Annotated in this window: 23 protein-coding genes and 1 pseudogene; 21 read left to right on the forward strand and 3 right to left on the reverse strand. The window is 37.1% G+C overall.

Going from position 1 to position 24,740, the window contains the following annotated elements; genetic code table 11:
* Positions 1-55 precede the first annotated feature (55 nt).
* The 16 genes from GMJ66_RS07555 to GMJ66_RS07620 all read left to right on the forward strand — a co-directional run bounded on the left by GMJ66_RS07555 (position 56) and on the right by GMJ66_RS07620 (position 17,188).
* Entirely contained in the window at positions 56-1,459 is a 1,404-nt protein-coding gene (locus GMJ66_RS07555) for a phenylacetate--CoA ligase family protein (RefSeq protein WP_156289707.1), read from the forward strand.
* A 17-nt stretch (positions 1,460-1,476) separates the two neighbouring features.
* A complete protein-coding gene (locus GMJ66_RS07560; protein WP_197046640.1) occupies positions 1,477-3,129 on the forward strand; it encodes a class I adenylate-forming enzyme family protein in 1,653 nt (550 codons plus the stop codon).
* Positions 3,130-3,198: 69 nt separating this feature from the next.
* On the forward strand, positions 3,199-4,254 hold the full coding sequence (locus GMJ66_RS07565) for a TRAP transporter substrate-binding protein (RefSeq protein ID WP_197046641.1): 1,056 nt from the start codon (positions 3,199-3,201) through the stop codon (positions 4,252-4,254).
* Positions 4,255-4,332: 78 nt separating this feature from the next.
* Positions 4,333-4,839: a TRAP transporter small permease subunit gene (locus GMJ66_RS07570; protein WP_156289710.1), complete on the forward strand. Its 507-nt coding sequence runs from the start codon at positions 4,333-4,335 to the stop codon at positions 4,837-4,839.
* A gap of 17 nt (positions 4,840-4,856) precedes the next feature.
* Positions 4,857-6,170, forward strand: coding sequence for a TRAP transporter large permease (locus GMJ66_RS07575; protein WP_156289711.1), 1,314 nt, complete (start codon positions 4,857-4,859; stop codon positions 6,168-6,170).
* Between the two features lie 161 nt (positions 6,171-6,331).
* Positions 6,332-7,867, forward strand: a complete 1,536-nt coding sequence (locus tag GMJ66_RS07580; RefSeq protein ID WP_231514857.1) for a class I adenylate-forming enzyme family protein — start codon at positions 6,332-6,334, stop codon at positions 7,865-7,867.
* A 37-nt stretch (positions 7,868-7,904) separates the two neighbouring features.
* Positions 7,905-9,260 (forward strand): acetyl-CoA carboxylase biotin carboxylase subunit, encoded by a 1,356-nt coding sequence (gene accC / locus GMJ66_RS07585; RefSeq protein ID WP_156289713.1) that lies wholly within the window; start codon positions 7,905-7,907, stop codon positions 9,258-9,260.
* 26 nt (positions 9,261-9,286) lie between these two features.
* Complete coding sequence (locus GMJ66_RS07590; protein ID WP_156289776.1) at positions 9,287-10,066, forward strand: enoyl-CoA hydratase; 780 nt, start codon at positions 9,287-9,289, stop codon at positions 10,064-10,066.
* A 17-nt stretch (positions 10,067-10,083) separates the two neighbouring features.
* A complete protein-coding gene (locus tag GMJ66_RS07595) occupies positions 10,084-11,613 on the forward strand; it encodes an acyl-CoA carboxylase subunit beta (RefSeq protein ID WP_156289714.1) in 1,530 nt (509 codons plus the stop codon).
* A 45-nt stretch (positions 11,614-11,658) separates the two neighbouring features.
* Positions 11,659-12,426: a 2,4-dienoyl-CoA reductase gene (gene fadH / locus GMJ66_RS07600; RefSeq protein ID WP_156289715.1), complete on the forward strand. Its 768-nt coding sequence runs from the start codon at positions 11,659-11,661 to the stop codon at positions 12,424-12,426.
* A 912-nt stretch (positions 12,427-13,338) separates the two neighbouring features.
* Complete coding sequence (locus GMJ66_RS07605) at positions 13,339-14,118, forward strand: enoyl-CoA hydratase/isomerase family protein (protein WP_156289716.1); 780 nt, start codon at positions 13,339-13,341, stop codon at positions 14,116-14,118.
* 30 nt (positions 14,119-14,148) lie between these two features.
* A complete protein-coding gene (locus tag GMJ66_RS07610; protein WP_156289717.1) occupies positions 14,149-14,922 on the forward strand; it encodes an SDR family oxidoreductase in 774 nt (257 codons plus the stop codon).
* Positions 14,923-14,999: 77 nt separating this feature from the next.
* Positions 15,000-15,209 carry an MBL fold metallo-hydrolase gene (locus GMJ66_RS20625; protein ID WP_231514858.1) on the forward strand — a complete coding sequence of 70 codons (210 nt, stop codon included), beginning with the start codon at positions 15,000-15,002 and terminating at the stop codon, positions 15,207-15,209.
* A gap of 49 nt (positions 15,210-15,258) precedes the next feature.
* A complete protein-coding gene (locus GMJ66_RS20630; protein WP_231514859.1) occupies positions 15,259-15,651 on the forward strand; it encodes an MBL fold metallo-hydrolase in 393 nt (130 codons plus the stop codon).
* A 1-nt stretch (position 15,652) separates the two neighbouring features.
* A complete protein-coding gene (locus tag GMJ66_RS20635) occupies positions 15,653-15,910 on the forward strand; it encodes a hypothetical protein (protein WP_231514860.1) in 258 nt (85 codons plus the stop codon).
* Positions 15,911-16,033: 123 nt separating this feature from the next.
* Positions 16,034-17,188: a thiolase family protein gene (locus GMJ66_RS07620; protein WP_156289777.1), complete on the forward strand. Its 1,155-nt coding sequence runs from the start codon at positions 16,034-16,036 to the stop codon at positions 17,186-17,188.
* 97 nt (positions 17,189-17,285) lie between these two features.
* Here the strand turns inward: GMJ66_RS07620 and GMJ66_RS07625 are convergent, their stop codons facing one another.
* The 3 genes from GMJ66_RS07625 to GMJ66_RS07635 all read right to left on the reverse strand — a co-directional run bounded on the left by GMJ66_RS07625 (position 17,286) and on the right by GMJ66_RS07635 (position 19,522).
* Complete coding sequence (locus GMJ66_RS07625; protein WP_156289718.1) at positions 17,286-17,498, reverse strand: acetyl-CoA carboxylase biotin carboxyl carrier protein subunit; 213 nt, start codon at positions 17,496-17,498, stop codon at positions 17,286-17,288.
* Positions 17,499-17,682: 184 nt separating this feature from the next.
* The gene (locus tag GMJ66_RS07630; RefSeq protein WP_156289719.1) at positions 17,683-18,825 is read right to left on the reverse strand and encodes an acyl-CoA dehydrogenase; all 1,143 of its coding nucleotides are present in this window, start codon (positions 18,823-18,825) and stop codon (positions 17,683-17,685) included.
* A 61-nt stretch (positions 18,826-18,886) separates the two neighbouring features.
* On the reverse strand, positions 18,887-19,522 hold the full coding sequence (locus GMJ66_RS07635; protein ID WP_156289720.1) for a TetR/AcrR family transcriptional regulator: 636 nt from the start codon (positions 19,520-19,522) through the stop codon (positions 18,887-18,889).
* A 268-nt stretch (positions 19,523-19,790) separates the two neighbouring features.
* Here GMJ66_RS07635 and GMJ66_RS07640 point away from each other — a divergent pair, with 268 nt between their 5' ends.
* From GMJ66_RS07640 to GMJ66_RS07655, 5 genes and pseudogenes are all read left to right on the forward strand, one after another.
* The gene (locus GMJ66_RS07640) at positions 19,791-20,642 is read left to right on the forward strand and encodes a CaiB/BaiF CoA transferase family protein (protein ID WP_269321869.1); all 852 of its coding nucleotides are present in this window, start codon (positions 19,791-19,793) and stop codon (positions 20,640-20,642) included.
* A complete protein-coding gene (locus GMJ66_RS20900) occupies positions 20,632-20,916 on the forward strand; it encodes a CoA transferase (protein WP_269321870.1) in 285 nt (94 codons plus the stop codon). The genes GMJ66_RS07640 and GMJ66_RS20900 overlap by 11 nt, the downstream gene beginning before the upstream one ends.
* Before the next feature lie 17 nt (positions 20,917-20,933).
* Positions 20,934-21,713 carry an enoyl-CoA hydratase/isomerase family protein gene (locus GMJ66_RS07645; RefSeq protein ID WP_156289721.1) on the forward strand — a complete coding sequence of 260 codons (780 nt, stop codon included), beginning with the start codon at positions 20,934-20,936 and terminating at the stop codon, positions 21,711-21,713.
* A 15-nt stretch (positions 21,714-21,728) separates the two neighbouring features.
* The gene (locus GMJ66_RS07650; protein WP_156289722.1) at positions 21,729-23,318 is read left to right on the forward strand and encodes a long-chain-fatty-acid--CoA ligase; all 1,590 of its coding nucleotides are present in this window, start codon (positions 21,729-21,731) and stop codon (positions 23,316-23,318) included.
* 268 nt (positions 23,319-23,586) lie between these two features.
* Positions 23,587-24,715 (forward strand): annotated as a pseudogene (locus tag GMJ66_RS07655) (thiolase family protein).
* Positions 24,716-24,740 lie beyond the last annotated feature (25 nt).

Raw genomic sequence — 24,740 nt, forward strand, 5'->3', positions numbered from 1 at the left:
TAAATTCTGAACATTTATAATATAAATAATATTAAAGTCGGCAGGAGGGAAAAAAATGAGTGAAGTAAATATAGCGCATTCAACTTACAATATGGAATTTGATTTACCTTATAAAAGTAAAGAAGAAATTCGAGAAATACAGAATAGAAATTTAAAAAGACAAATGAAACTAATTGAACAACACCATCCTTACTATCGAAAGAAGTTTAAAGAATGGGGGCTTGAGTTTAGTGATATTCAAACTGTTGATGATCTAGAAAAAATCCCATTAACTTATAAATCCTCCCTATTAGAGAATCCAACTGAGTTTCGTTTACAGTTAACTCCAGAAGAGTCGGAATTGGAAGAAATAATTTCCTGGGATGTTATGTATACAACTGGTACTACTAGTGGAAAACCAACCCCTTTTTTTAATACATCGTATGACTTTTTAGCTACTACGATGTTTAGAAAAAGAATGAGTGACATTTCAGGTTTTCATGAAGATGACACGATTATTAATTTATTCCCTTTGGGCTCTGTACCACACCTAGGATATTTGGGTGTAATTGGTATCGCAAATTCAATAGGAGCAAATTTAGTTTGTACTCATACTGGTTCTAAACATAAAGAATTTCCAGTTCATAATTCTTTAGATGAAGCAGTGAAAATAATAGAAAAGAAAAAAGGAACTGTATTGACTGGTATTTCTAGCTATATTCGCCGAGTAATTATGCGAGCGGAAGAACTTGGGTCTGATCTATCGTCAGTTCGGTACTGTTGGTTATTAGGTGAATCTTGCCCAGATGGTTTACGAAAAGATATTAAGCAAAGATTAGCTAAGCTTGGTGCTAGGGATGTAATAGTAACAACTGGTCTAGGATTTACTGAGATGCAGGGAACGACAGTTGAATGTAAGGAATTTAGTGGCTTTCATAATCCTGTTCCAGATCTTGCTTATTTGGAGATAGTGGATGAGAAAACTGGGAAACGGGTTCCAGATGGAGAAAGGGGCTTATTAGTTGTTTCTCATCTAAATCGTAGAGGGACTGTTCTGCTTCGTTATGTCGTTGGAGATATCACTTCTATTACTCATGAGCAGTGTCCGCACTGTAAACGTAATGTTCAACGGTTAATAGAACAGTCGGTTAGAACTAAAGAATTGGTTAATTTGCGAGGAACTCTAATCAATCCCACGATTTTAAAAGACGATTTAACCCAAGTTAGTGGTTTGTTAGAATACCAAATTGTTTTCGATAAAGTTAATCCAGAAGATCCTTTGTCAGAGGATTGTCTACGATTAAGAATTGCAACAGAGAGAACAGATAAAGAAAAAATGATAGAAGAATTAACACTAGTAACGGGCAAGGCAGTGGAAATGAAGCCGGAAATTGAATTTTGTGACATTAATGAAATCTATGACCCTACTGTTACATTGAAATCTAACCGAATAGTGGATAATCGACCAGTACTGGAATAGTAATGGGGTGCAGAAATATGTTAAATGAAAGATTGAAGAATAAACAGTGGTTTAATCGAACAACGCAAGAATTATTTATAGAAACGTGTAAGAACAGGCCGGATAAAATAGCCATTGTGTATCAAGAAAAGTCGATTACATTTAATGAATTGCAGAATAATGTAAACAAAGTCGCCAATGCTCTTATTAAACTAGGAGTTAAACCAGGCGATAGAATTACAACCTTGCCAAGTTCTACCCCAGAGTTTGTTTATGTGTATTTTGCGACATTGCAAGTAGGAGCGGTTATTAACCCACTAAATCTATTATGGGGAATACGGGAAATAGAAAGTGTTTTAGAGCGAAATGACCCTAAGATTATTATTACAATAGATGAGCAGAAGGGTAAAAATTACATTGAACTGTTACGAAGTGCGATTCCCGACTTAAATTTTAAAGACAGTAGAAGTCTATCAAGTGAAAGAATACCATCCCTAACAAATATGATTAGTTTAAGTCAGGATAACCTTATCTATGATGGTTTTCTAGATTTACATTATTTGATGGAACAGACTGATAGTCATGATGAAGATATAAAAGAGAGAATGAAAGAACAGAAAAATACAGATATACAGTTTATTTGTCAAACATCAGGTACAACAGGGCTTTCTAAGAGTGCCCTTTGGGATCATAGACCACCATTAGCAACTGTTAATTTTAGTGTGAGAAATATCATGTACGATGAGAATGATTCATATATCAATTTTGGACCATTCTTTCATAATAGTGGAATTACCGCTATCAACTTAACCTTAGCATATACTGGCACAACTCTTTATTTACTAGAAGACTTTAATTCGAAAAAAGCATTAGAGTATATTGAAAAATATAAGATAACAACAACATTCGGATTTTCTGCGCACTGGCAAGGATTATTAAAAGATTCTAGTTTCACAAGAAGTAATTTTTATATAAGAAAAGCACTTGTGGCTGGGGATGCAAAAACTTACGAAATGGCACGTGATATGTGCTCTGGGTCAAAAAATATTGTGATGTTATATGCCCAAACAGAGAGTGGACCACTCATTTCATTGGGAGAATCTGATTGCATGAATGATGAGATTAATAAATACACCCATGGAAGACCTTTACCTGGAGTAGAAGTAATAATAAAGTCACTAGAAACAGGTCAAGAATTAACAAATGCTGAAGGGGAAATTTGTTATAGAAGTCCCTTTATGTTCAAGGGGTATTATAAGCAATCTGATGAAACAAAGAAAGTATTTGATAAAGACGGTTATTTCCATAGTGGGGACTTTGGCAATTTTCGTAATGGATATATTACTTATTTAGGCCGTCTGGGCGGGGTCATTAAATCAGGTGGAGAGAATGTTTCTACATCACGTGTGACTACGCAGTTAGTTGACTTACTTCAAGATGATATAGAGGATGCTCAAACAGTTGGTATTGATGATGAATATTGGGGGAAGAAGGTAGTTTCATGGATTCAATTAAAATCAAATATTGAAGAAGTGGATACCAAAGTTCTCCGTCACAAACTCAAAGGCCAGATGGCTGATTATGAGATACCTAAGGAAATACTTGTATGGAAAAACGAATGGCCTATAACAGCAGAAGGTAAGATAGATTTTAAAAAACTTGCAGCCGAAGCTGAGAAAGTATTGACATAATAAAAGTTTATAATGGGAACCTCTGTGAAGGTTCCCTGTAAAAACATCAATATAAAAGGGGTTATTTATATGAAGGGAAAAATAAGATATTTGAATTTAATAGTATTTGTTTCCTTACTTTTGCTATTAACAGCATGTACTAGTTCTACAAGCTCCGAAGCGGAGTCGAGTAGTGACAGTAGAATAGACGGAAATTCGGAATATAAATTTACTTTTAATATTTCCTATCCTCCTGCTGCGGATGGAAGTGTGCTAATGAGAAGTACAGAGGAATTTGCTCAGAGAATCGAAGAAAGAACTGATGGACGTGTGGAAATTGATTTATTTTTTAGTAACCAATTGGTACCTCAAGATCAACTAATGGATGCATTAAAAAATGATACAGTTGATTTAGGTTATTCTGGTCCACAATACTACGGGGATACAATACCTACTTCTTTCTTTACAAACATACCTTTTTTAGCTAAAGATATTGATCATTTAATGAGTTTAATTAGAGAAAAAGGAATCCATGAGATTTATCAAAGGGAATTGGAAGAAAATGGAGTTAAACTACTCACTTATGGTCCTGCGGGTGAATATGGATTATTGAGTAAAAAGCCAATCCATTCAGTAGAAGATATGAATGGCTTGAATTTGAGAGCTGCTGGTGGACTATGGACTCCTTGGTATGAAGAAGTAGGTGCATCTCCTGTTAATGTAGCTGCTGCAGAAACATATGAAGCATTGCAACGTGGAACTGTTGATGCAATCCCTTATCCATATTATTCTTTAAGAGATTTTAACCTTCATGAAGTAGTAGATTATATTACAGTACCAGGAGTTACCCCTGCTGCTATAATGGCAGGATATATTAGCTTAGATACATGGAATGAACTTCCTGAAGATATCCAAGAAATTATTACAGAAGTATCTGCGGAAATTGAACAAGAAAGTATTGAAGAATATAAGAGAGATAGGGAAGTTACTTTAGAATTTGCTGAAGAGAAAGGTGTAGAAGTAATAGAGTGGACAGATGAAGAATATGAAAAATTTGTGGAATCCAGTCAAATAGTATGGGATAACTTTGCAGACTTAAATGAAAATACATCAGAGATTATGGACATCATTCGTGAAAATCAATAGGGTGATTTAATTCATTTTTAAGTGGGACATTATCCCGATTAAAAATATTTCTAATCAAAATTAGAGAAAGGAGAAAAAATGAGGAAGTTCATTCAAATTATAAATAAAATCAATGAAATAGCGATGTGGATTGTTGGTTTTATGTTGTTAATAATGGGTATTTTATTATTTTATGCTGTCATAATGAGATACTTTTTTAATAATTCTCCTTCTTGGTCTTTTGATTTGACAGGATTGTTAACTGGATATGCTGCATTTCTTGGAGGAGGATATGCTTTGTTACAAGGTGCTCATGTTCGAGTAGATATATTTTATGAAAAATTCTCTTTAAGAACACAGAGTTTATCGAATATCATTTCTTCTACACTATTATTCCTGTTAGTAATTGTTCTAGTTTGGAAAGGGATGGAAGAAGTGTTAACGAATTATCAGAACAATACAATTGCATCTACTGGTCTAAACATTCCTGTTTGGATTAAATGGGTGATGCTTCCCTTAGGGGGGGTATTATTAGGCATACAAGCAATAGCCCATTTAATACAAGACTTTTACGTAGTAATAAAGGGGAAAAGAATGTTTGATTAAACAAAGGGGGACAGATAATGGATCCAGGGATTATGGCATTAATACTTTTTGGCTCTTTGCTTTTGTTAATAGCGATAGGTACACCAATTGCATTTGCGATGGGCGGAGTTTCTTTAATATTCGGTTTTATATTCTGGGGAGGTCCTCCTAGTATTGATGCATTTACACTTGGAGCTTTTGGAAAAGCGCAAGAATTTGTATTATCGGCAGTACCTTTATATATATTAATGGCTGCGATATTACAATATAGTGATTTAGCAGATGATTTGTATGAAGTGGTGTACCGATGGTTTGGAGGAGTGCGTGGTGGTTTAGCAGCTGGTACTACAATCATTTCCTCTATCTTCGCAGCAATGGTTGGTATTGCTAGTGTTGCAACGGCTACGTTAGGACTAGCTGCTAGGCCATCAATGTTAAAACGTGGTTATGATGATCAACTGGTAATGGGCACAATTATTGCAGGAGGGGCCTTAGGTATCTTAATACCTCCAAGTATCATCATGATTATTTATGCTTCAGAAGCAAGTGTATCCGCTGGATCAATGTTCATGGCTGGAGTAGTCCCCGGAATTTTTGCTGTTGTCATATTTATAGGGTACGTACTAATTCTTTCTTGGATTAAGCCAAATTATGGTCCTGCTATCTCTAAAGAGGAAAAGTTTTCATGGGTAGAAAAATTGAGTTCACTAAGGGGCGTAGTTTTACCTGTTTTTGTAATAGTACTCGTTTTGGGTTCTATTTATACTGGGGCAGCTACACCAACGGAAGCTGCAGCAGTAGGGGTAACTGGGGCATTAATCAGTGCAGCAATTAAACGAAAGCTAACCTTTGCAAATTTAAAAAGTATTCTTTCTATGGCTGTTAAGCTGAATGCAATGGTGTTTTGGATATTAATTGTAGCTGCTGCATATTCACGAATTGTTTCAGTAACAGGCGTTGGTGCTTGGTTTGCAGATACAGTAACTTCTCTAGATGTGAATAGGTGGGTAACATTGATTCTAATGCAGGCCGTTTTCTTTGTGCTTGGGATGTTTATAGATCCATCAGCTATTATTTTAATGACAGGTCCATTATTTCTTCCCGTTGTTACTGAATTAGGTTTTGACCCTATATGGTATGGAGTTTTATTTGTTATAAACATGTGTATGGCATATATGACGCCACCATTTGGATTTAACTTATTTGTAATGAGAGGGGTTGCAACTGATGTTAGTATAGGTACGGTTTATAAGTCGGTTTGGCCGTTTGTTGGTTTATATATACTTATAATGGCAATTTTAATTATATTCCCAAGTTTAGTTTTATGGTTACCTAATTTAATGATTAATTGAGTATTTGGGTTCTGATGTGCTGCATTGTTGTATGATCGTTTATTGAGGAGAAAGGGAGATAATTAGCACCGATTGCTCGTATAAATTTAACAATAGAGTCAGAATTCTAGCAAGTATTTATAATAATCATTTTGAGAATATTTTGTATAGGGGGGATGGCTATGTCAAGTATTATTAATAGGATTGCAGTAGGAGATATTATTCGAAGGAATGCTTCAAGGTTTCCAGAAAAAATCGCCCTTATTGAAGGGGAAAAAGAGATAACTTACAAAGAATTAGATGAATTAACAAATAAACTAGCAAACTATTTACTAAGTTTAGGCTTAAAAAAGGAAGATAAAGTAGCGACCCTTTATGAAAATTCATGGGAATATGCTTTATTGTTTATGGGGATCGCAAAAGCTGGATTGATTTGGGTTCCAGTAAATCCAAATATTTCAATTGAGGAAAAAAAATATATATTAGAGTTTGTGGAAGCAAAATTTGTCATTGGAGAAAAAAGACTAATAACAAATGAGATAGAAAAATTGAGAGAGTCTTGTTCCGACATATTAGAAACAAGCAATACTAATAGGTTAGTTGATTATATTGATCTTCAGCAGACCGAAGAACCAATAGTGGATATTCAAGACAGAGATGTCTCCCACATTATGTTCACAAGTGGCACAACAGGAAACCCTAAAGGAGTTATGACAAGTCATCTTGCTATTTATATAGCTAGTTTAAGTAATATTATCGAAAATAATTTCCAAGAAGATGATTGCATGATTTCAATGATGCCGATGTTTCACTGTGCACAACATACATTAGTTATATCTGCTCTACACCGTGCTTCAACAGTTGTCGTATTAAATGGTTTTGAACCTGAGAATTTTATGCAAACGATCCATGAACATAAGGTTACACAAATTTTTGCACTTCCAATGATGTATCGTCTCGTTGTAAATCACCCAGAACGTTCCAAATATGATTTTAGTTCTTTAAGAAGATGTATATACGCTATGGCTCCAATGGATAAAGGTTTATTAGAAAAGTGTATTTCTGAATTTGGAGCTGATTTTGTTCTAGCTACTGGACAAACAGAAATCTATCCTTCAACAATGGTGTTTCGTCCTGAGGAACAATTACGTCGATTTGGATCATATTGGGGAATTTCTACCATTATCAATGATACAGCTGTCATGGATGATGATGGAAATATTTTAACAAAAGGTGAAGTTGGTGAGATTGTTCACCGCGGGCCAAATGTAATGATTGGCTACTACAAAAACGAAGAATCAACGAAGGAGAGTAAAAAATTTGGATGGCATCATACTGGTGATTTAGGTTATTGGGATGAAGATGGTCAAATGGTGTTTGTTGACAGAAAGAAAGACATTATTAAGACTGGTGGAGAAAATGTTTCATCTATGCAAGTCGAAAGTACTATTCTAGGCCATGAAGGTGTAATGAATGCTGTCGTTGTAGGATTACCGCATGATTATTGGTCAGAGGCAGTAACTGCTTTTGTTTTAAAACAACCGAATGCCAGTGTAACGGAGCAGGACATTATTGATCATTGTAAACAACATCTAGGCAGTTTCCAATCACCAAAATCCGTTATCTTTTTGGAAGAGTTTCCAATGACTGCTACAGGGAAAATTCAAAAACACATATTAAGAGACAAATACAACTCCCATTATGCTATGTCAAAATAAAATTTTATACTTTAGAATTTAAAAGGAGTGGATTATATTGTTTTCTAAAATATTAATCGCAAATCGTGGAGAAATAGCAGCAAGGGTTATTCGCACTTGTAAAAATATGGGGATAAAAACAGTAGCTATATACTCTGAAGCAGACGCTGATGCACCACATGTAAAGTTGGCAGATGAAGCATTTCTAGTCGGAAAGCCACAAGTGAACGAGAGCTACTTAAATATCAATAAAATTATTGAAATTGCTAAAGAGTCCGGAGCAGAGGCGATTCATCCTGGTTATGGTTTACTATCTGAAAACACAAATTTTGCTAATGCATGTGAGGAAGCTGGGATTGTATTTATCGGTCCATCTTCAGATGTTATTGCAAACATGGGAAGTAAAATTGAGGCAAGAAAGTCGATGCAAGATGCCGGCGTACCATTAGTTCCGGGTATTAATTATGCCCTAGAAGATAAACATGAGGCAGCTGAAGTTGCTGAAAGTATTGGGTTTCCAGTCATGTTAAAAGCATCCTCTGGTGGTGGAGGAATTGGTATGCAAGTAGCTAATAACAGTGATGATATTCTGAAAGCATTTGAAGGAAACCAAAAGCGTGCGAACGATTTCTTTGGCGATGGTGCAATGTACGTTGAAAAACTTATCGAAAATCCACGTCACATAGAAATCCAAGTGTTAGCAGATCAATATGGAAATACCGTTTATTTATGGGAGAGGGAATGTTCTATACAGCGCCGTAATCAGAAGGTAGTTGAAGAAGCACCATCTCCATTCCTTGACGAAGAAACAAGAAATAAAATGGGGAGAGTTGCAGTTAAAGCTGCAAAATCAATTGGCTATAGTAATGCAGGAACAATTGAATTTATTGTAGACGAAAATAAAAATTTCTACTTTTTAGAAATGAACACACGTCTACAAGTAGAACACCCTGTAACAGAAGAAATAACAGGACTAGATATCGTTGAACAGCAAATTCGAATTGCAGCAGGTGAAACACTAAAGGTTAAACAATCCGACATTACTAGAAATGGCCATGCAATAGAAGTACGAATTTATGCAGAGGATCCAAAAACTTTTTTCCCTTCTCCTGGGAAAATAAATTATTTGAAGGTTCCAAAATCAGAAAATATCCGTCATGAACTAGCTATTCATGAGAACTCTCAGATTACTCCATTCTATGATCCGATGATTGCCAAATTGGTCGTGAAGGGTAACACGAGGGAGGATGCAATACGATCAATGTCTAAGGCCCTTGAAGAATATAAAGTAGAAGGAATAAAGACCAATATTCCGATGTTGCAAAAGGTAATTGATCATCCAGCCTATATGGAAGGTGATACAACAACTAATTTCGTTGAAAAGTACTATAAAAAGGAACTTTCAAACAAGTAATGAGAGTGAAATATGTAGAAGGCGGGATCAAAGAAATGATTAAATTGGATATACACAAACACATAGCTATCATCACCTTAAACCGGCCAGAAGCAGCAAACGCTATGTCAAAGGGACTCCTTGATTCACTGAATGAAAAGATTTCTGAAATTAAGGAAAACCCAGATATCTACTGCGCGATTATAACAGGAGCCGGAGAAAAGGCTTTTTGCGCAGGAGCAGATTTAAAAGAAAGAAAAGGCATGTCTGAAAAACAGGTAATAGAAACAGTGCAATATATAGGAGAAACAGTTACAGCAGTTGAAAAATTGCGTATGCCAGTAATAGCAGCGATAAATGGAGGAGCGTTTGGTGGTGGATTAGAATTAGCACTTGCCTGTGATCTACGTGTCATTGCAAAAAATGCCAAACTAGGCCTAACAGAGACCTCTTTAGCTATTATTCCAGGTGCAGGTGGAACACAGCGATTACCTAGATTAATAGGGGTGGGACAGGCGAAGCGCCTCATATATACAGCTAAGGCAATTACAGCGACCGAGGCTCTGTCCCTTGGTCTAGTGGAACAGGTGGAAGAGAAAGACGATGTTTTATGTGAAGCATTATCTTTAGCTGAGGTTATCGCAAGTAACGGCCCCATTGCTCTACAGCAGGCCAAAACGGCAATCAATAAGGGAATCCAAACGGACATAACAACAGGGCTAGCAATTGAACATTTAGCATATAGAGAAACGATACCGACTATAGATAGAAAAGAAGGACTTCAAGCATTTAGCGAAAAACGTAAACCAAATTATAAAGGACAATAGTAGTAGGAGGATGTAACATGTCATCAATGGAAGAATTATACGAAAGACGAGAGAATATAGCAAAAGGTGGAAAAGAAAAATATCATAAAGTAAATGAAGAAAAAGGGAAGCTATTTGTCCGTCAGCGCTTAGAATTATTATTGGATGAAGGCATCAATCTTGAAGATGCCTTTTTCGCCAATTGCATGGAAGATGGCTTGCCAGCTGATGGAGTAGTTACAGGGGTTGGAAAAATAAATGGCCAAGATGTTTGTATAATGGCGAATGATTCTACCGTGAAAGCTGGTTCATGGGGAAAAAGAACGGTTGAGAAAATTTTGCGGATTCAGGAAACCGCAATGAAATTGGAACTGCCTATGTTCTATTTAGTTGATTCTGCAGGTGCTAGAATTACAGATCAAATCGAGATGTTCCCTGGTCGTAGGGGGGCTGGTCGGATTTTCCATAATCAAATCAAATTATCAGGCCGTGTCCCGCAAGTATGTTTACTATTTGGTCCTTCAGCAGCAGGTGGGGCTTATATACCGGCATTTTGTGACATTGTGGTAATGGTTGATGGAAATGCATCCATGTATTTAGGTTCTCCTCGTATGGCGGAAAAAGTAATTGGAGAAAAGGTTTCTCTTGAAGAAATGGGTGGAGCCAAGATGCATACGTCCGTATCAGGAGTTGGTGATGTCTTAGTAAATTCAGAGGAAGAGGCAATTTCTTATTCACGTAAATATCTAAGCTACTTTCCCGCAAATTTCCGTAACAATCCTAAAAAGGAAGAAATGAAGAAAGCAAAAAACTTTGAGAAAACTATTGAAGACTTAGTTCCTAAAAACCAAAATGCTCCATTTGATATGTATGATTTGATCACTCGTATTATTGATGAAAATAGCTTCTGTGAAGTAAAGAAAAGATTCGCCCCGGAAATCATTACAGGGCTTTCGCGTATTAATGGTAGACCAATTGGGATCATAGCAAATCAACCACGAGTTAAGGGTGGAGTTCTATTTACAGATTCAGCGGATAAATCTGCCAAGTTTATGCAATTATGTGACGCTTTTAATATTCCATTATTATTCTTAGTCGATGTTCCTGGGTTCATGATTGGAACGAAAGTTGAGAGGCAGGGTATCATCCGTCACGGGGCAAAAATGCTTTCCGCAATGAGTGAGGCTACCGTTCCTAAGATTTCTGTCATTGTTCGAAAAGCATATGGTGCCGGCCTTTATGCTATGGCAGGTCCAGCCTTTGAACCAGACTGTGTGTTAGCATTTCCAAATGCGCAAATTGCTGTTATGGGTCCTGAAGCAGCGGTGAATGCAGTTTATGCAAATAAAATTGCGGAGTTATCAGAAGAAGACCGCCCTGGATTTATTAAAGAAAAACAGGATGAGTATCGGAATGAAATTGATATTTATCGATTAGCATCTGAAATGGTGGTAGATGACATTATAGAACCTAATAGATTAAGAGAAGAATTAATTAATCGTTATTCAATTTATCAAGCTAAGAATGTTACTTTTACTGAGAGAAAACATGGAGTGTATCCAGTTTAACCGTTATAGGTGATATTACATTTCACACTAAAGGGAGGTAGAAATGTGAAGGGACAAGTAGTTATTATTACTGGTGGATCGAGCGGAATGGGGAAAGCGATGGCAATAAATTTTACCCAAAAAGGAGCTAATGTTGTAATAACCGGCCGGAATTCCGAAAGGTTGGAGGAAACAAAGAAGGAACTCAAACAATATGATGGAGAGGTTTTGACCGTTACAATGGATGTTCGCGAACCTGAACAAGCGCAGTTTATGGTTAATGAGACGGTAAATAGATTTGGAAAAATTGACCATTTGGTAAATAATGCGGCAGGTAATTTCATATGTCCAGCTGAAGATCTATCAGTAAATGGGTGGAATGCTGTGATTGACATTGTATTAAATGGTACCTGGTATTGTAGTCAGGCAGTTGCGAAACATTGGATAGCAACCAATACAAAGGGTAGCATCCTGAATATGGTCGCTACATATACATGGGGAGCTGGAGCAGGGGTTGTTCATTCTGCATCAGCTAAATCAGGTGTACTGACAATGACAAGAACACTAGCAGCAGAGTGGGGAGAAAAATATGGTATTCGAGTTAATTCTATTGCCCCCGGGCCGATTGAAAATACGGGTGGAGCAGACCGACTCTTCGGTTCAGAAGAGGAAACTAGGAAAGTAATTGAGAGCGTTCCATTAAAGCGTTTAGGAAAACCTGAAGAAGTTGCACATGTTGCTGCATTTCTTCTTTCACCTGAAGCTTCATATATTAATGGGGACTGTATTACAATTGACGGTGGAAAATGGCTTAAAGGTAACAGTGTAAATTAATAACGGAAAGATAGGGGTAATGGTAAACAGATTGCAAAATGTCTAGCTTCATTGCCCCTGCTTTTTACGAAAAGGACCTATATATAGGCTCTTGGAATTCCAGAGGTTAATACAATACGACGTGATTTCCAATAATTCAATGGAAATGCGGTTGAAATTGAAGACTTTAAGCCCATTTTCATAGTACTTTCAAAAAAGAGCATGACAAATATACCTCAGTTTATATATATATTTAAAAATTCAGGCAAATGGGTTATGGCTGAGAAAATATGCTTTATAAGAAATTCAGGTTCTATTTCTTGATGTGCATAACCAAGCATCTATGTGTTGACACATCATAATACCAAAGATACGAACGTACCACATCATGGTGGAACGATGTCTACTAGTTTCTAAATAGTAATCAATTTTCTCCGTTTATTAGACCGTTCTACTGAAGTACGGCGTTTATAAATGTTTTCCATTTATCTGGTTCCCTCGAAGTTTTAGGAAACAAACGTAGATTATCTTTCGGATGCGTATGGTATGACCTGGTATTGCATCAAGCAGTTGCCAAATATTGGATAGCAACCAAGACTAAGGGAAATATTTTAAATATGGTAGCTACGTATACGTGAGGAGAAAAATATGGTATTCAAGTTAGCGCAATAGCTCCAGGTCCAATTGAAAATACTGGAGTAGCTGATTGGCTATTTGGCTATGAAAAGGCCACTCAAAGGGTTATTCAAAGTGTACCTCTAAAAAGGTTTAGGTAAACCAGAAGAAGTATCGCATGCTCCAGCCATTTTAATATATCCTGAAGCGGATTTTATTAATGTAGATTGTATCACCATTGATGGTGGAAAATGGTTAAAAGGTGATCAACTATAAAACTACTAACTGAATTGAACTAATGAAAAAGGAGGAAATAGAATGAGTGATCCAGTTTTATATAAAAAGGAAAATAATAAAGCATATATTACGTTTAATCGACCAGAGCAAATGAATTCTATGACACCAGAAGGATTTAAAATGCTTGGAGATTATTTCTTAAAAGCTCAAGGAGATAAGGATGTAAGAGTAATTATCTTATCTGGATATGGGGATAAAGCTTTTTGTGCGGGAGCTGATTTAAAAGAAACTATCCCATTAGTTCAAGCTGGTAAGCTTGACCCGGAGACAACTAATAATGCTGTCTTAAAAGATACTCCAGTATGGAAGCCTATTATTGCTGCTGTTCATGGATTTTGCTTAGCAGGTGGGACAGAAATTCTAGAGGCCACAGATATTCGCGTAGCAACAAAAGATGCTAAATTTGGATTACCGGAACCGAAATGGTCAATTATGGCTGCAGCAGGTTCATTAGTACGATTAGTAAAACAAATTCCATATTGCAGAGCGATGGAGATACTCCTTACTGGTGAGCAAATTACTGCCGAAGAAGCAAAGGAAATTGGATTGATTAATAAGGTAGTGAACGACAAGGAAGCATTAATGAAAGAAGTAGAAAGATATGCTGAAGTTATCTGCAATAATGGACCAATAGCAGTTCAAAATACGAAAAAGGCTGTATTAAGACTGATGAATCTACCAATGGATATCGCCTTCCGAGAGGAGTGGAACTATTCAAGGGAGGCTTTTGAAAGTTTGGATGCTAAAGAAGGGGTACAATCTTTTATTGAAAAAAGAAAGCCTTTGTTTCAAAACCGATAATGTTTCAAAGGACATAGGGGGATGAATGTAATGAGTATACTTGACATGTTTAAATTGGAAGGAAAAACAACAATAGTTACTGGAGGAGGACGTGGGTTAGGAGCAATCATTGCAAAGACGTATGCAGAAGTTGGGGCGAATGTAGTGGTTTGTTCTAGAAAATTAGATGCCTGCTTGGAAATGCGAGATACCCTAAAAAATATGGGGGTTGATTCACTTGCTTTTGAATGCGACGTTGTGAATCCTGATGATGTCAAAAGAGTAGTAAAGGAAACGTATGACCATTTTGGTGCCATTGATATATTAGTGAATAATAGTGGGGCTTCTTGGGGGGCTCCGGTTGAAGAGATGCCATTTGATGCTTGGAATAAGGTAATGAATGTGAATGTAACAGGTACATTTTTAATGAGTCAAGAAGTGGGCAAAGTCATGATAAAACAAAAACAAGGAAAAATTATAAATATATCTTCCATCGCTGCTTTTGGTGGAACGAATCCAGCGTATTTGGATGCTATTGGATACAATGCGAGTAAAAGTGCAGTAAGTACATTTACGAAAGATTTAGCAGTTAAATGGGGGAAATATAATATAAATGTAAATGCAATCGCTCCAGGATTTTTCCCAACTAAAATGACAAGGGGAATACTGGATGAGAAAGCAGAAAAAATCCTAGAAGACACACCATTAAATCGACTGGGAAGTGATGATGATTTGAAAGGGGCAGCATTATTTCTAGCATCTCCCGCATCAGATTATGTTACTGGGGATGTATTACTAGTCGATGGCGGTATGAAGGCAAAATAGATAGTAAAAAATATCAAACTATCATACAACTAAATTTAGCAATATAAATATATTTTAAATACTCTGGGTGTGATGATTTGTTAGAGGAATATGGATTAATCCTAGTTAGACATCCACTACCATTTAAGGTGAATCATGTAAATAGCTTTTTAGCAGAAGGAAAGAATGGCTGGAAAATCATCGACGCGGGACTTCATAACGAGGATATTAAGAATAGATGGGAACAAGAGCTACATGGAAGAACGGTTACGGATATCATTGTAACACATTATCATCCAGATCATTAAGGTTATGTCGGGGAGCTTCAACAGAAGACAGGAGCCCGTCCGTGTATCCATGACCAAGGCAGATCCCGAAACCGGAGTTGAAATGTGGACGAAAGAATTCCTTCATACACTAATGGAAATTTATGCTTATTCCGCTATTCCTAAAGAAATAGGATTGCAAATGGTAAATGATATAGAAAGATTTATTCAATTGGTGAGTCCTTATCCAGTAGTAAATCATTACTTTAAAGGAGGCGAAGTAGTACAGTTAAGAGAATATGAATATGAGGTCCTTTTTACTCCAGGTCATTCAGATGGTCTTATCAGCTTTTATAATAAAGAAAAGATTGTACTGATTTCTACTGATCAAATATTACCTAAAATCACGCCAAACATTTCTTATTGGTTTCATGGGGATACAAATCACAAATCCTTTAAAATCCTATCTTCAGTAATTAGATAAAATGAAGAAACTAGATATCGATTTTGTGATTCCATCGCGTGGCAACCATTTTCATGGGGCCAATGAAAGAATAGGTGAGATAAAAGCTCATCATGAAAAACGGCTAAATTTTATCCTTGATCATATTTATAAAGAAATTACGGTTTATCAATTATCTCAATTACTCTTTCCATGTATTAAAACAACACATGAAATCAGGTTTGCTATTGGTGAAAACAATGGCTTATATAGAATACTTAAGGGAAAAAGGGCAATGTGAAAGGAAATTAGGGAAGGTGTTTATTTGTATAAAGTCTCGTATTAAGTAACCTATATTTTATGATGCATATAAATGAAAAGCATATAAAATAAGGAAATAATAACTATGGAAAGGAAAATGTATATGCGTGAAGTAGTAATTGTAGAGGCTGTTAGAACTCCTGTAGGGAAAAGAAATGGTTTATTAAGTGGAATACGTGCTGATGAATTAGCAGCAAAACCGCTTGAGGAAGTAGTAAAACGAGCTCGTATCTCAGCGGAAATTATTGATGATGTTATTTTAGGTTGTGTATCACAAATTGGAGAGCAATCGTTTGACATTGCAAGGGTTGCTGCATTAATGGCTGGATATCCAATTGAGGTTCCAGGTACTACTGTGGATCGGCAATGTGGTTCAAGTCAACAAGCGGTTCACTTTGCAGCACAGGCTATTGCTAGTGGTGATATGGATGTTGTCGTTGCTGGTGGAATCGAGAATATGTCAAGGGTCCCAATTGGTTCAAACAGACTAGATGTTAAATTTAGTGAAGATTTAACTTCTAAGTATGAAATGATTCATCAAGGGTTATCTGCAGATCGCATTGCAGAAAAATGGGGATTCACTAGAGAAGAAATGGATGAATTTTCATTTGATAGCCATAAAAAAGCAATTCAAGCACAGAAGGAAGGACGTTTCGATAAAGAGATTATGCCTATTAAGGTTACTTTGGAAGACGAAACGAAAACGGTTCTAACAAATGACGAAGGTCCAAGGGAAGATACGAATCAAGAAAAGTTAGGTACTCTAAAACCTGCTTTTAAAGAGGATGGACGTATCACTGCAGGAAATTCTAGTCAAATTAGTGATGGTGCCAATGCTATACTTCTAATGTCTCGAGAAAAAGCTGGAGAACTAGGTTTAAAACCAAAATTTCGTGTTTTAGCTAGATCTGTTGTTGGTTCTGATCCAACCCTTATGTTAACAGGACCTATTCCAGCAACTAAAAAAGTGTTGGAAAAAGCGGGACTAACTATTGATGATATTGATGTTTTTGAAGTGAATGAAGCTTTTGCATCGGTTCCTATGGCTTGGTTAAAAGAAACTGGTGCAGATTCAGACAAATTAAATCCAAACGGTGGAGCAATATCTTTAGGTCACCCTCTTGGTGCAAGTGGTGGCAGATTGATGATTACGATGATTCATGAGTTAGAGCGAACTGGTGGGAGGTATGGATTACAAACCATGTGTGAAGGGCATGGAATGGCAAATGCAACTATTATTGAAAGAATTGATAATTAGATTCATAGTTATATTATTGGAATTCAAAAAGAGGCTGTACCAACGTTAAAATTTTTGGTACAGCCTCTACTCTATTAACCCTTTTGATTAACTGCTCCTAATCTAATTCTACAATTGCATCATTGTCGTTTACAAAATCCCCTTCTTTAACAAGGACTTTGGTTACATTTCCATTGTTATTAGCTGTGACTGGGATTTCCATTTTCATAGATTCAAGGATTGCTAAATCCTGTCCAGCACTTACTTTATCTCCTTCTTTTACCAGGACTTTCCACACATTACCAGCCATACCTGCTTCAACTTTAGCCATTTGTTATTCTCCTTTACATTTTAAAGATAATTTTATAATAAATTCAAACCCTTCTGAGTTTTACTATATCACTATCAAATAAACCAATCCATAGTTTTTAAGAGTAGTAGTTATAAACAAAGTTTTCTCTAGCTTCAATCGTCTACCGTTAGTTTTACTACAGATTAATTCTATTCGGTCAATACTAGCATTCTAGGTGACGAGCAATTACTAAGCGTTGGATCTCTGAAGTTCCTTCACCAATTTCCATTAATTTTATGTCACGTAAATGTCTTTCTACGTCATATTCCTTCATATAACCGGAACCGCCATGAATTTGAACTGCTTGATTACAAATACGGAAACCTGCCTCTGATGCAAATAGTTTTGCAAATGCCGCTTCTTTACCAAAAGGTTTTCCTTGGTCTTTTAACCATGCAGCCTTATAAACTTGATTTCTTGCTAACTCAATTTCCATAGCCATATCAGCCAATTTAAATTGAATTGCCTGGAATTTTGAAATGGAATGGCCAAATTGTTCACGTTCTTTTGCAAATTGAAGGGCTTTTTCAAATGCTGCTTGTGCTATACCGACAGATAAGGCCGCAATAGATATTCGCCCCCCATCCAAGGTGAATAAAAATTGACTGAATCCTTTCTTTTCATCTCCAAGCAGGTTTTTCCTTGGTACACGTACACTCTCAAGAATAACCTCACAAGTATTTGAGCCTCGGACTCCCATCTTGTCATAATTACTGGAAATCGTAAGCCCAGGTGTATCTGTAGGAACTATAATCGCTGAAACAATATTTCTTCCATCTTCTCTTTTTCCGGTGACAGCGGTTACAATTACTTGTCTAGAATAACTTGCATTGGTAATCCAGCATTTTTCTCCATTTATTACCAATTCATCCCCATCCAAGACAGCTTTTGTTCTCGTGCCTCCAGCATCAGAACCGGCATTCGGTTCAGTTAAGCCAAACGCACCCATCGTTTCTCCTTTTGCTAATGGTACTAACCATTCCTGCTTTTGTTCCTCAGTCCCAAAATAATAAATGGGGCTAGCACCCAAACTTGTGTTTGCAGCATAGCTTAAACCTGTACCACCGCATGCTTTCCCAATTTCCTCAACAGCAATACAATAGGAAATGGTATCGCCACCAGCACCACCATATTCTTCTGGAAAAGGGATTCCAAGTAAACCCAGTTTACCTAATTTTTGAAACGTTTCATAACGCATTTTCGATGTTTCATCCACCTCACGGGCATAAGGTTTTATTTCCTTTTCAGCAAAATCTCTTACTACATCTTTTAACATTTGATGTTCTTCTGTTAATTCAAAATTCATTACTTTTTCCTCCTTTATGTAGACCGACTGGTCAGTCCTATTAAAACCTTTTAATAGCCAGCTATAATGATGGCTGACTTTTGAGTAAATATGCTTGAACTGCGTATTGACTCTTTCCTTTATGAGTCAGAAGTGAATGTAAGAGCAAATCGATATATACCCTAGAGATTGAATCGATGGTTAGTGGCCCGTCTTTGTTAAACCATTTATAGGTCCAGTTCACCATTCCAATAATGGCCATCGCAGAAATGTCTGCTGGAACTTCTTCACGAAAATCTCCACTTTCTTGGCCCTCTTGGATTACTTTTACTATTAGTTTGCGGTATTCATCACGTTTTTCCTTAATTCTTTGATAAAATTCCCCCGTCAAATAAGCACTTTCTTGATAGAAGACGGTAATATGAGGTTTGTACAAGTCGAATACTTTGGTAAAGGATTGCATAATAGCACACATGCGAGAAACTGGAGTATCAAAGTTATTATATGCCTCCTTTCCTTTTTCAAAAACATAGGAGATAAAAACATCGTGGATGTGATAAAGTAGTTCATCTTTTGATCGATAATTGTGGTAAAATCCTCCCTTTGAAGTTCCAGCTTCTTTTACGATTTGGTCAACTGTAACACCATGGTAGCCATTTTTTTCGAATAAAACGAGGGCGGTAGCAATTATTTTTTCCTTCAACGTTAGCTTCTGCATTTTTCACCATCCTTTGAAATTATTGTAACATATTTAGTTAATGTTTGCTATAATTTTCTGAAAATAAATTCTGTTTAATAATCGGGCTAATCACGAACAAATTTGCTGAAATATTCTATAAAACAATTATTTAAATTAGGTGAGTAGTAACAATATATATAATATTATTGGCATTTTTTAATATTATACTTAAAATAAATTGTAACCGGTTTCAAAAAATGTAAATTGTTAAACAATTTAATTATTTACCTCGAAAGGATGGTGTCATTTGCCACTAAAATCCATCAAAGTCCTAGATCTAACCCGTCTCCTCCCAGGTCCCTTCTGTACCATGCTCCTCGCTGATTTTGGAGCAGAGGTAATTAAAGTGGAAGCTCCGGAATTTGGGGATTATTTACGAAACTATGAACCAAAAGTCGATCAGAACAGTGCATTTTTTCATTCGCTTAACCGCAACAAAAAAAGTATATGTTTAGATTTGAAAACGAAAGAGGATAAAGAAAAGTTTAAGGACCTGGTTAAAGAGGCAGATGTAGTGGTGGAGTCATTTCGGCCGGGGGTAATGGAAAAACTGGGGCTTGATTATTCTATCCTTAAATCAATTAATCCAGGGCTGATTTATTGTGCAATAACTGGCTATGGCCAAACAGGTCCATACGCCAATCTTCCAGGTCATGACATCAACTACATAAGTCTAGCTGGTTTGCTTAATTTAATGGGGGAAAAAGACGGAAAGCCTGTTGTTCCTGCAACACAAATTGCGGATATCGGTGGTGGAGCACTGCCAGCAACGATTGGGATATTATTAGCTTTATTAGAAAGAAAAAATTCAGGAAAAGGTCAATTTGTTGACATTTCTATGATGGATGGAGTCATATCATGGTTACAGGCGACTCTGCCAAACTATTTATCTGCCAATATACTTCCCAAAAGAGGAGAGCAGTTGTTAGATGGCAGTCGTGCATGTTATGCGGTGTACGAGACAAAAGATGGACGTTATCTTTCTGTAGGTGCTTTAGAGCTGAAATTTTGGAAGGCGTTTTGCATCGTGATTAATAAAGAGGATTTTGTCCCACTTTTGAATGCATCACTCAAAGAACAATACTTGTATGAAGTATGAAGTCCAAACCATCATAAATGAGAAGACACTGGAGGAGTGGACGGAAATATTCGCTGGAGTGGAAGCGTGCGTTACCCCTGTCCTTACATATGATGAAGTGATAAACAATCCGCAAGTTATTGCAAGAAATATGATTCAAACTCTGTTTGATGACGAGAAATATATTGGTAATCCTATTAAACTTTCGGAAACGCCTGGAAAAATTCAAACCAAAGCACCAGAGCTTGGTGAGCATACAAAACAGATACTTCAAGAAGTTAGTAAATTACCATAATACGGGAGGCATATATCATGTCAACAGTAAACACTAATTTTCAAGATGGTATCTTTGAAATCATACTGAACCGTCCTGAAAAATTAAACGCATTGAATAAAGATTTAGCAGTGGATTTAGGAAAAGCTGTGACTGAAGCGAAGTCTAATACCGATGTCGGAGCAGTCTTAGTTTATGGAAATGGGAAAGGCTTTTGTGCAGGAGGGGATTTAAAAGACTTTGGGATTGATATTGATGATCCAACCGAAGTCAGGGAGTTTTTACAAGTAGGTCATGAAGTCGTGCTAGGACTTTATCATATGGAAAAGCCTGTTATTGCTGCAGTACATGGTCCTGCAGTTGGAGCCGGCTGTAATATTGCATTTGCCTGTGACATCATTATTGCGGAAGAGGGTGCCGTTTTTTCTGAGATTTTTTCACAGGTAGGTGCCATCCCTGACTTTGGCGGTTTATATTTTCTTCCGCAAAAAGTGGGAATGCATGTTGCAAGTGAATTAATATTCACAGGAAAGAAGCTCAAAGCGCAGGAAGCGAAAGAATATAGATTAATTAATCAAGTCACAGAGAATGGCCAAGCTATCGAAAAAGCTCGAGAACTTGCTGCTTCCTTGGCAAAAGGTCCAACTAAAACATTAGGAATGGCAAAACGAATACTGCATCAAGCTCCATACATGTCATTGGAGGATTTATTACAGCTGGAAGCCTACGGTCAAGCGGTTACCTTTCAATCCGAGGACTTTAAAGAGGGAAGAGCTGCATTTATGGAAAAAAGAAAACCTAATTTTTTAGGTAAATAATAAGGAGATGATTATATGCAAACCCCACTAACGCCACTAGACTGGAAAAGAAGAGCAATTAAATACTACCCGGAAAAAATAGCAGTCATTGATGAAGGGAAAGAATTCACGTATAAAGAGTTCGGCGAGCGTACGGATAGATTAGCAGCTGCACTAAGTGAAGCTGGTATCAAACAGGGTGATCATGTTGCCGTGATGCTGCCAAATACCCATTATATGCTTGAATGCTTCTATGGAATTTGTCAACTTGGTGCGGTAATGGTTCCGTTAAACTATCGGATTTCAGCTGCAGATATGGAATATATTATCAACCACAGTGATGCAAAAATGTTAATAGTCGATGAGGAGTTTGCAGCACCCATCGAAGAAATTGTTGATAACCTCTCCTTAGAACAAATCATCTTAGTTCCTGTTGAAGGACAAAAATCTTCTATTAAAAGCATTGACTATGAATCATTTCTACAACATGCTCGGGCTACAATACTTCCAGAAGTAGAGATTGATGAAAATCAATTACTAACCTTAAACTACACCAGTGGAACCACTTCAAAGCCTAAAGGCGTTATGCAAACCCACCGCAGTAACTACATTAATGCAGCCAATTTTATGTTTCATTTAGGAGTAAAACACGATGATGTTTACCTTCATACATTGCCAATGTTTCATGCTAATGGATGGGGAGGAGTATGGGCGATTACGGCAGCAGGAGCTACACATGTCTGTTTACGAAAAGTAGATCCCCCTGTTATATTAGATGTTTTTGAGAAAAAAGGAATTAGCTTGCTATGTGGAGCACCAACCGTTGTGAACATGTTAGTTAATGATCCTAAAGCTAAGGAAACAACAGTTACAACTAATCCACGTATGGGTACGGCGGGTTCACCACCAGCTGCTGCACTTATTAAAAAGGCTCAAGACATACTAGGTATAAACATGATTCATGTATATGGATTAACAGAAACAGCGCCATTTATTTTATATTGTGAATGGAAAACCGACTTTGACTCGAAATCAGCGGATGATCAAGCAACCATTAAAGCAAGACAAGGTATCGAACTAGCATTTAATGGAGAAACCAAGGTGATTCGCCCAGATGGAGAAGAAGTCGAGTGGAATGGGGAAGAGCTTGGTGAAATTGTGACGCGTGGGAATGTTGTGATGAAAGGGTATTATAAGGACCCGGAAAAAACAGCAGAAGCTATAAAAGACGGCTGGTTCCATACGGGAGATTTAGCCGTTACGCATCCAGATGGATATATCGAAATTCGTGATCGTGCAAAAGATTTGATTATTTCTGGTGGAGAAAATATCTCTTCTACAGAGGTAGAAGGGGTGCTGTATAAACACAAAGATGTCTTGGAAGTGGCAGTCATTGCGATTCCTAATGAAAAATGGGGAGAAGTGCCAAAAGCAATCATTGTTTTGCAGCCGAACGCACAAGTAACCGAGCAGGAGATAATTGATTATTGCCGTGATAATATGGCTCATTTTAAGGCCCCTAAAGAAGTGGAGTTTGTAGAAAGTTTACCGAAAACAGCTACAGGTAAGCTGCAGAAATTCCGTTTACGTGAAATGCATTGGGGAAGTTTCAAAAAGGTAAATTAACAATGATGGCCTCTGGACTTTGATTCAGGGGCTGTTTTTAAGTTGAAGGCCAGTGAGGGGATAGTGAATGGAAAATAGAAGAAGCCTTCCAGAACAAATAAGAGAGGATCTCGGTAAATTGAGTCCATTTCTTAGAAAGGCTTGAAAAATAGAAGAATACGAGCAATTGACGATAAGCATTATCAAAAATGTCTCTGTTAGAATGTTGCCAAAGTAGACATTGTTTAATGGAAGAATTACAAATTTACAAATAGAGAGGAGCATGTTTATGCGTGAGGCTGTTATTGTAGAAGCGGTTAGAACTCCTGATGGGAAAAAAATGGGGGTTTAAGTACCATCCGTGCAGAGGATTTAGCCGCAAGACCATTAAGGGAAGTAGTAAAGAGGGCCGGTATTTCACCTGCTTTGGTAGAAGATGTTATTTTAGGATGTGTATCACAAGTTGGAGAACAATCTGCAAACATAGCTAGAGTTGCAGCACTCCAAGCGGGCTATCCCATAGAAGTTCCAGGTACAACCATTGATCGCCAATGCGGTTCGAGCCAGCAAGCTGTTCATTTTGCTGCTCAAGCAATTATTAGTGGGGATATGGATGTAGTTGTGGCTGGTGGCGTAGAAAGTAGAATCGTTTAAATGTTGATTTTAGTGAAGAACTTACTTCTAATTATGAAATCATTCATAAAGGTGTATCTGCTGATCGAATAGCAGATAAATGGAATTTTTCTCGGGAGGAATTGAATCAATTTTCATTGGAAAGTCATCAAAAGGATATCCAGGCGCAGAAAGAGGGAAGATTTGATAGGGAAATAATGCCGCTGGAGGTTACCGCGTCAGACGGTTCAAGCTATATAACAAATGAAGATGAAGGGCCTAGGGGAAATTCCAGTTTAGAGAAATTATCAGAGTTGAAACCAGTGTTTAAAGAAGATGGAAGTATTACAGCTGGAAATTCCAGTCAAATCAGTAATGGTGCAAATGCTATTTTACTAATGTCCAGGGAAAAGGCAGAGGAATTAGGGTTAAAGCCTAGATTTAGGGTAGTTGCTCGTACTGTGGTTGGATCAGACCCAACGCTCATGCTAACAGGACCAATTCCAGCTACTGAAAAAGTGCTGAAGAAAGCAGGATTATCCATGGGCGACATCGATATATTTGAAGTGAATGAAGCTTTTGCATCTGTTCCATTAGCATGGCTTGAGGAAACTGGCGCCGATCCTAAAAAGTTAAATCCGAATGGCGGAGCGATTGCTCTTGGTCACCCACTAGGAGCAAGTGGTGGGAGACTGATGATTACGATGATGCATGAACTGGAAAGAACCGGCGGACGATACGGACTTCAAACAATGTGTGAAGGTCATGGAATGGCAAATGCAACGATAATTGAAAGACTAGATTAAGAGTATGATTGCAAATTTGAAACTT

Origin of the sequence: Oceanobacillus salinisoli (genome assembly GCF_009733865.1) — a bacterium.
Lineage (GTDB): Bacteria > Bacillota > Bacilli > Bacillales > Amphibacillaceae > Oceanobacillus > Oceanobacillus salinisoli.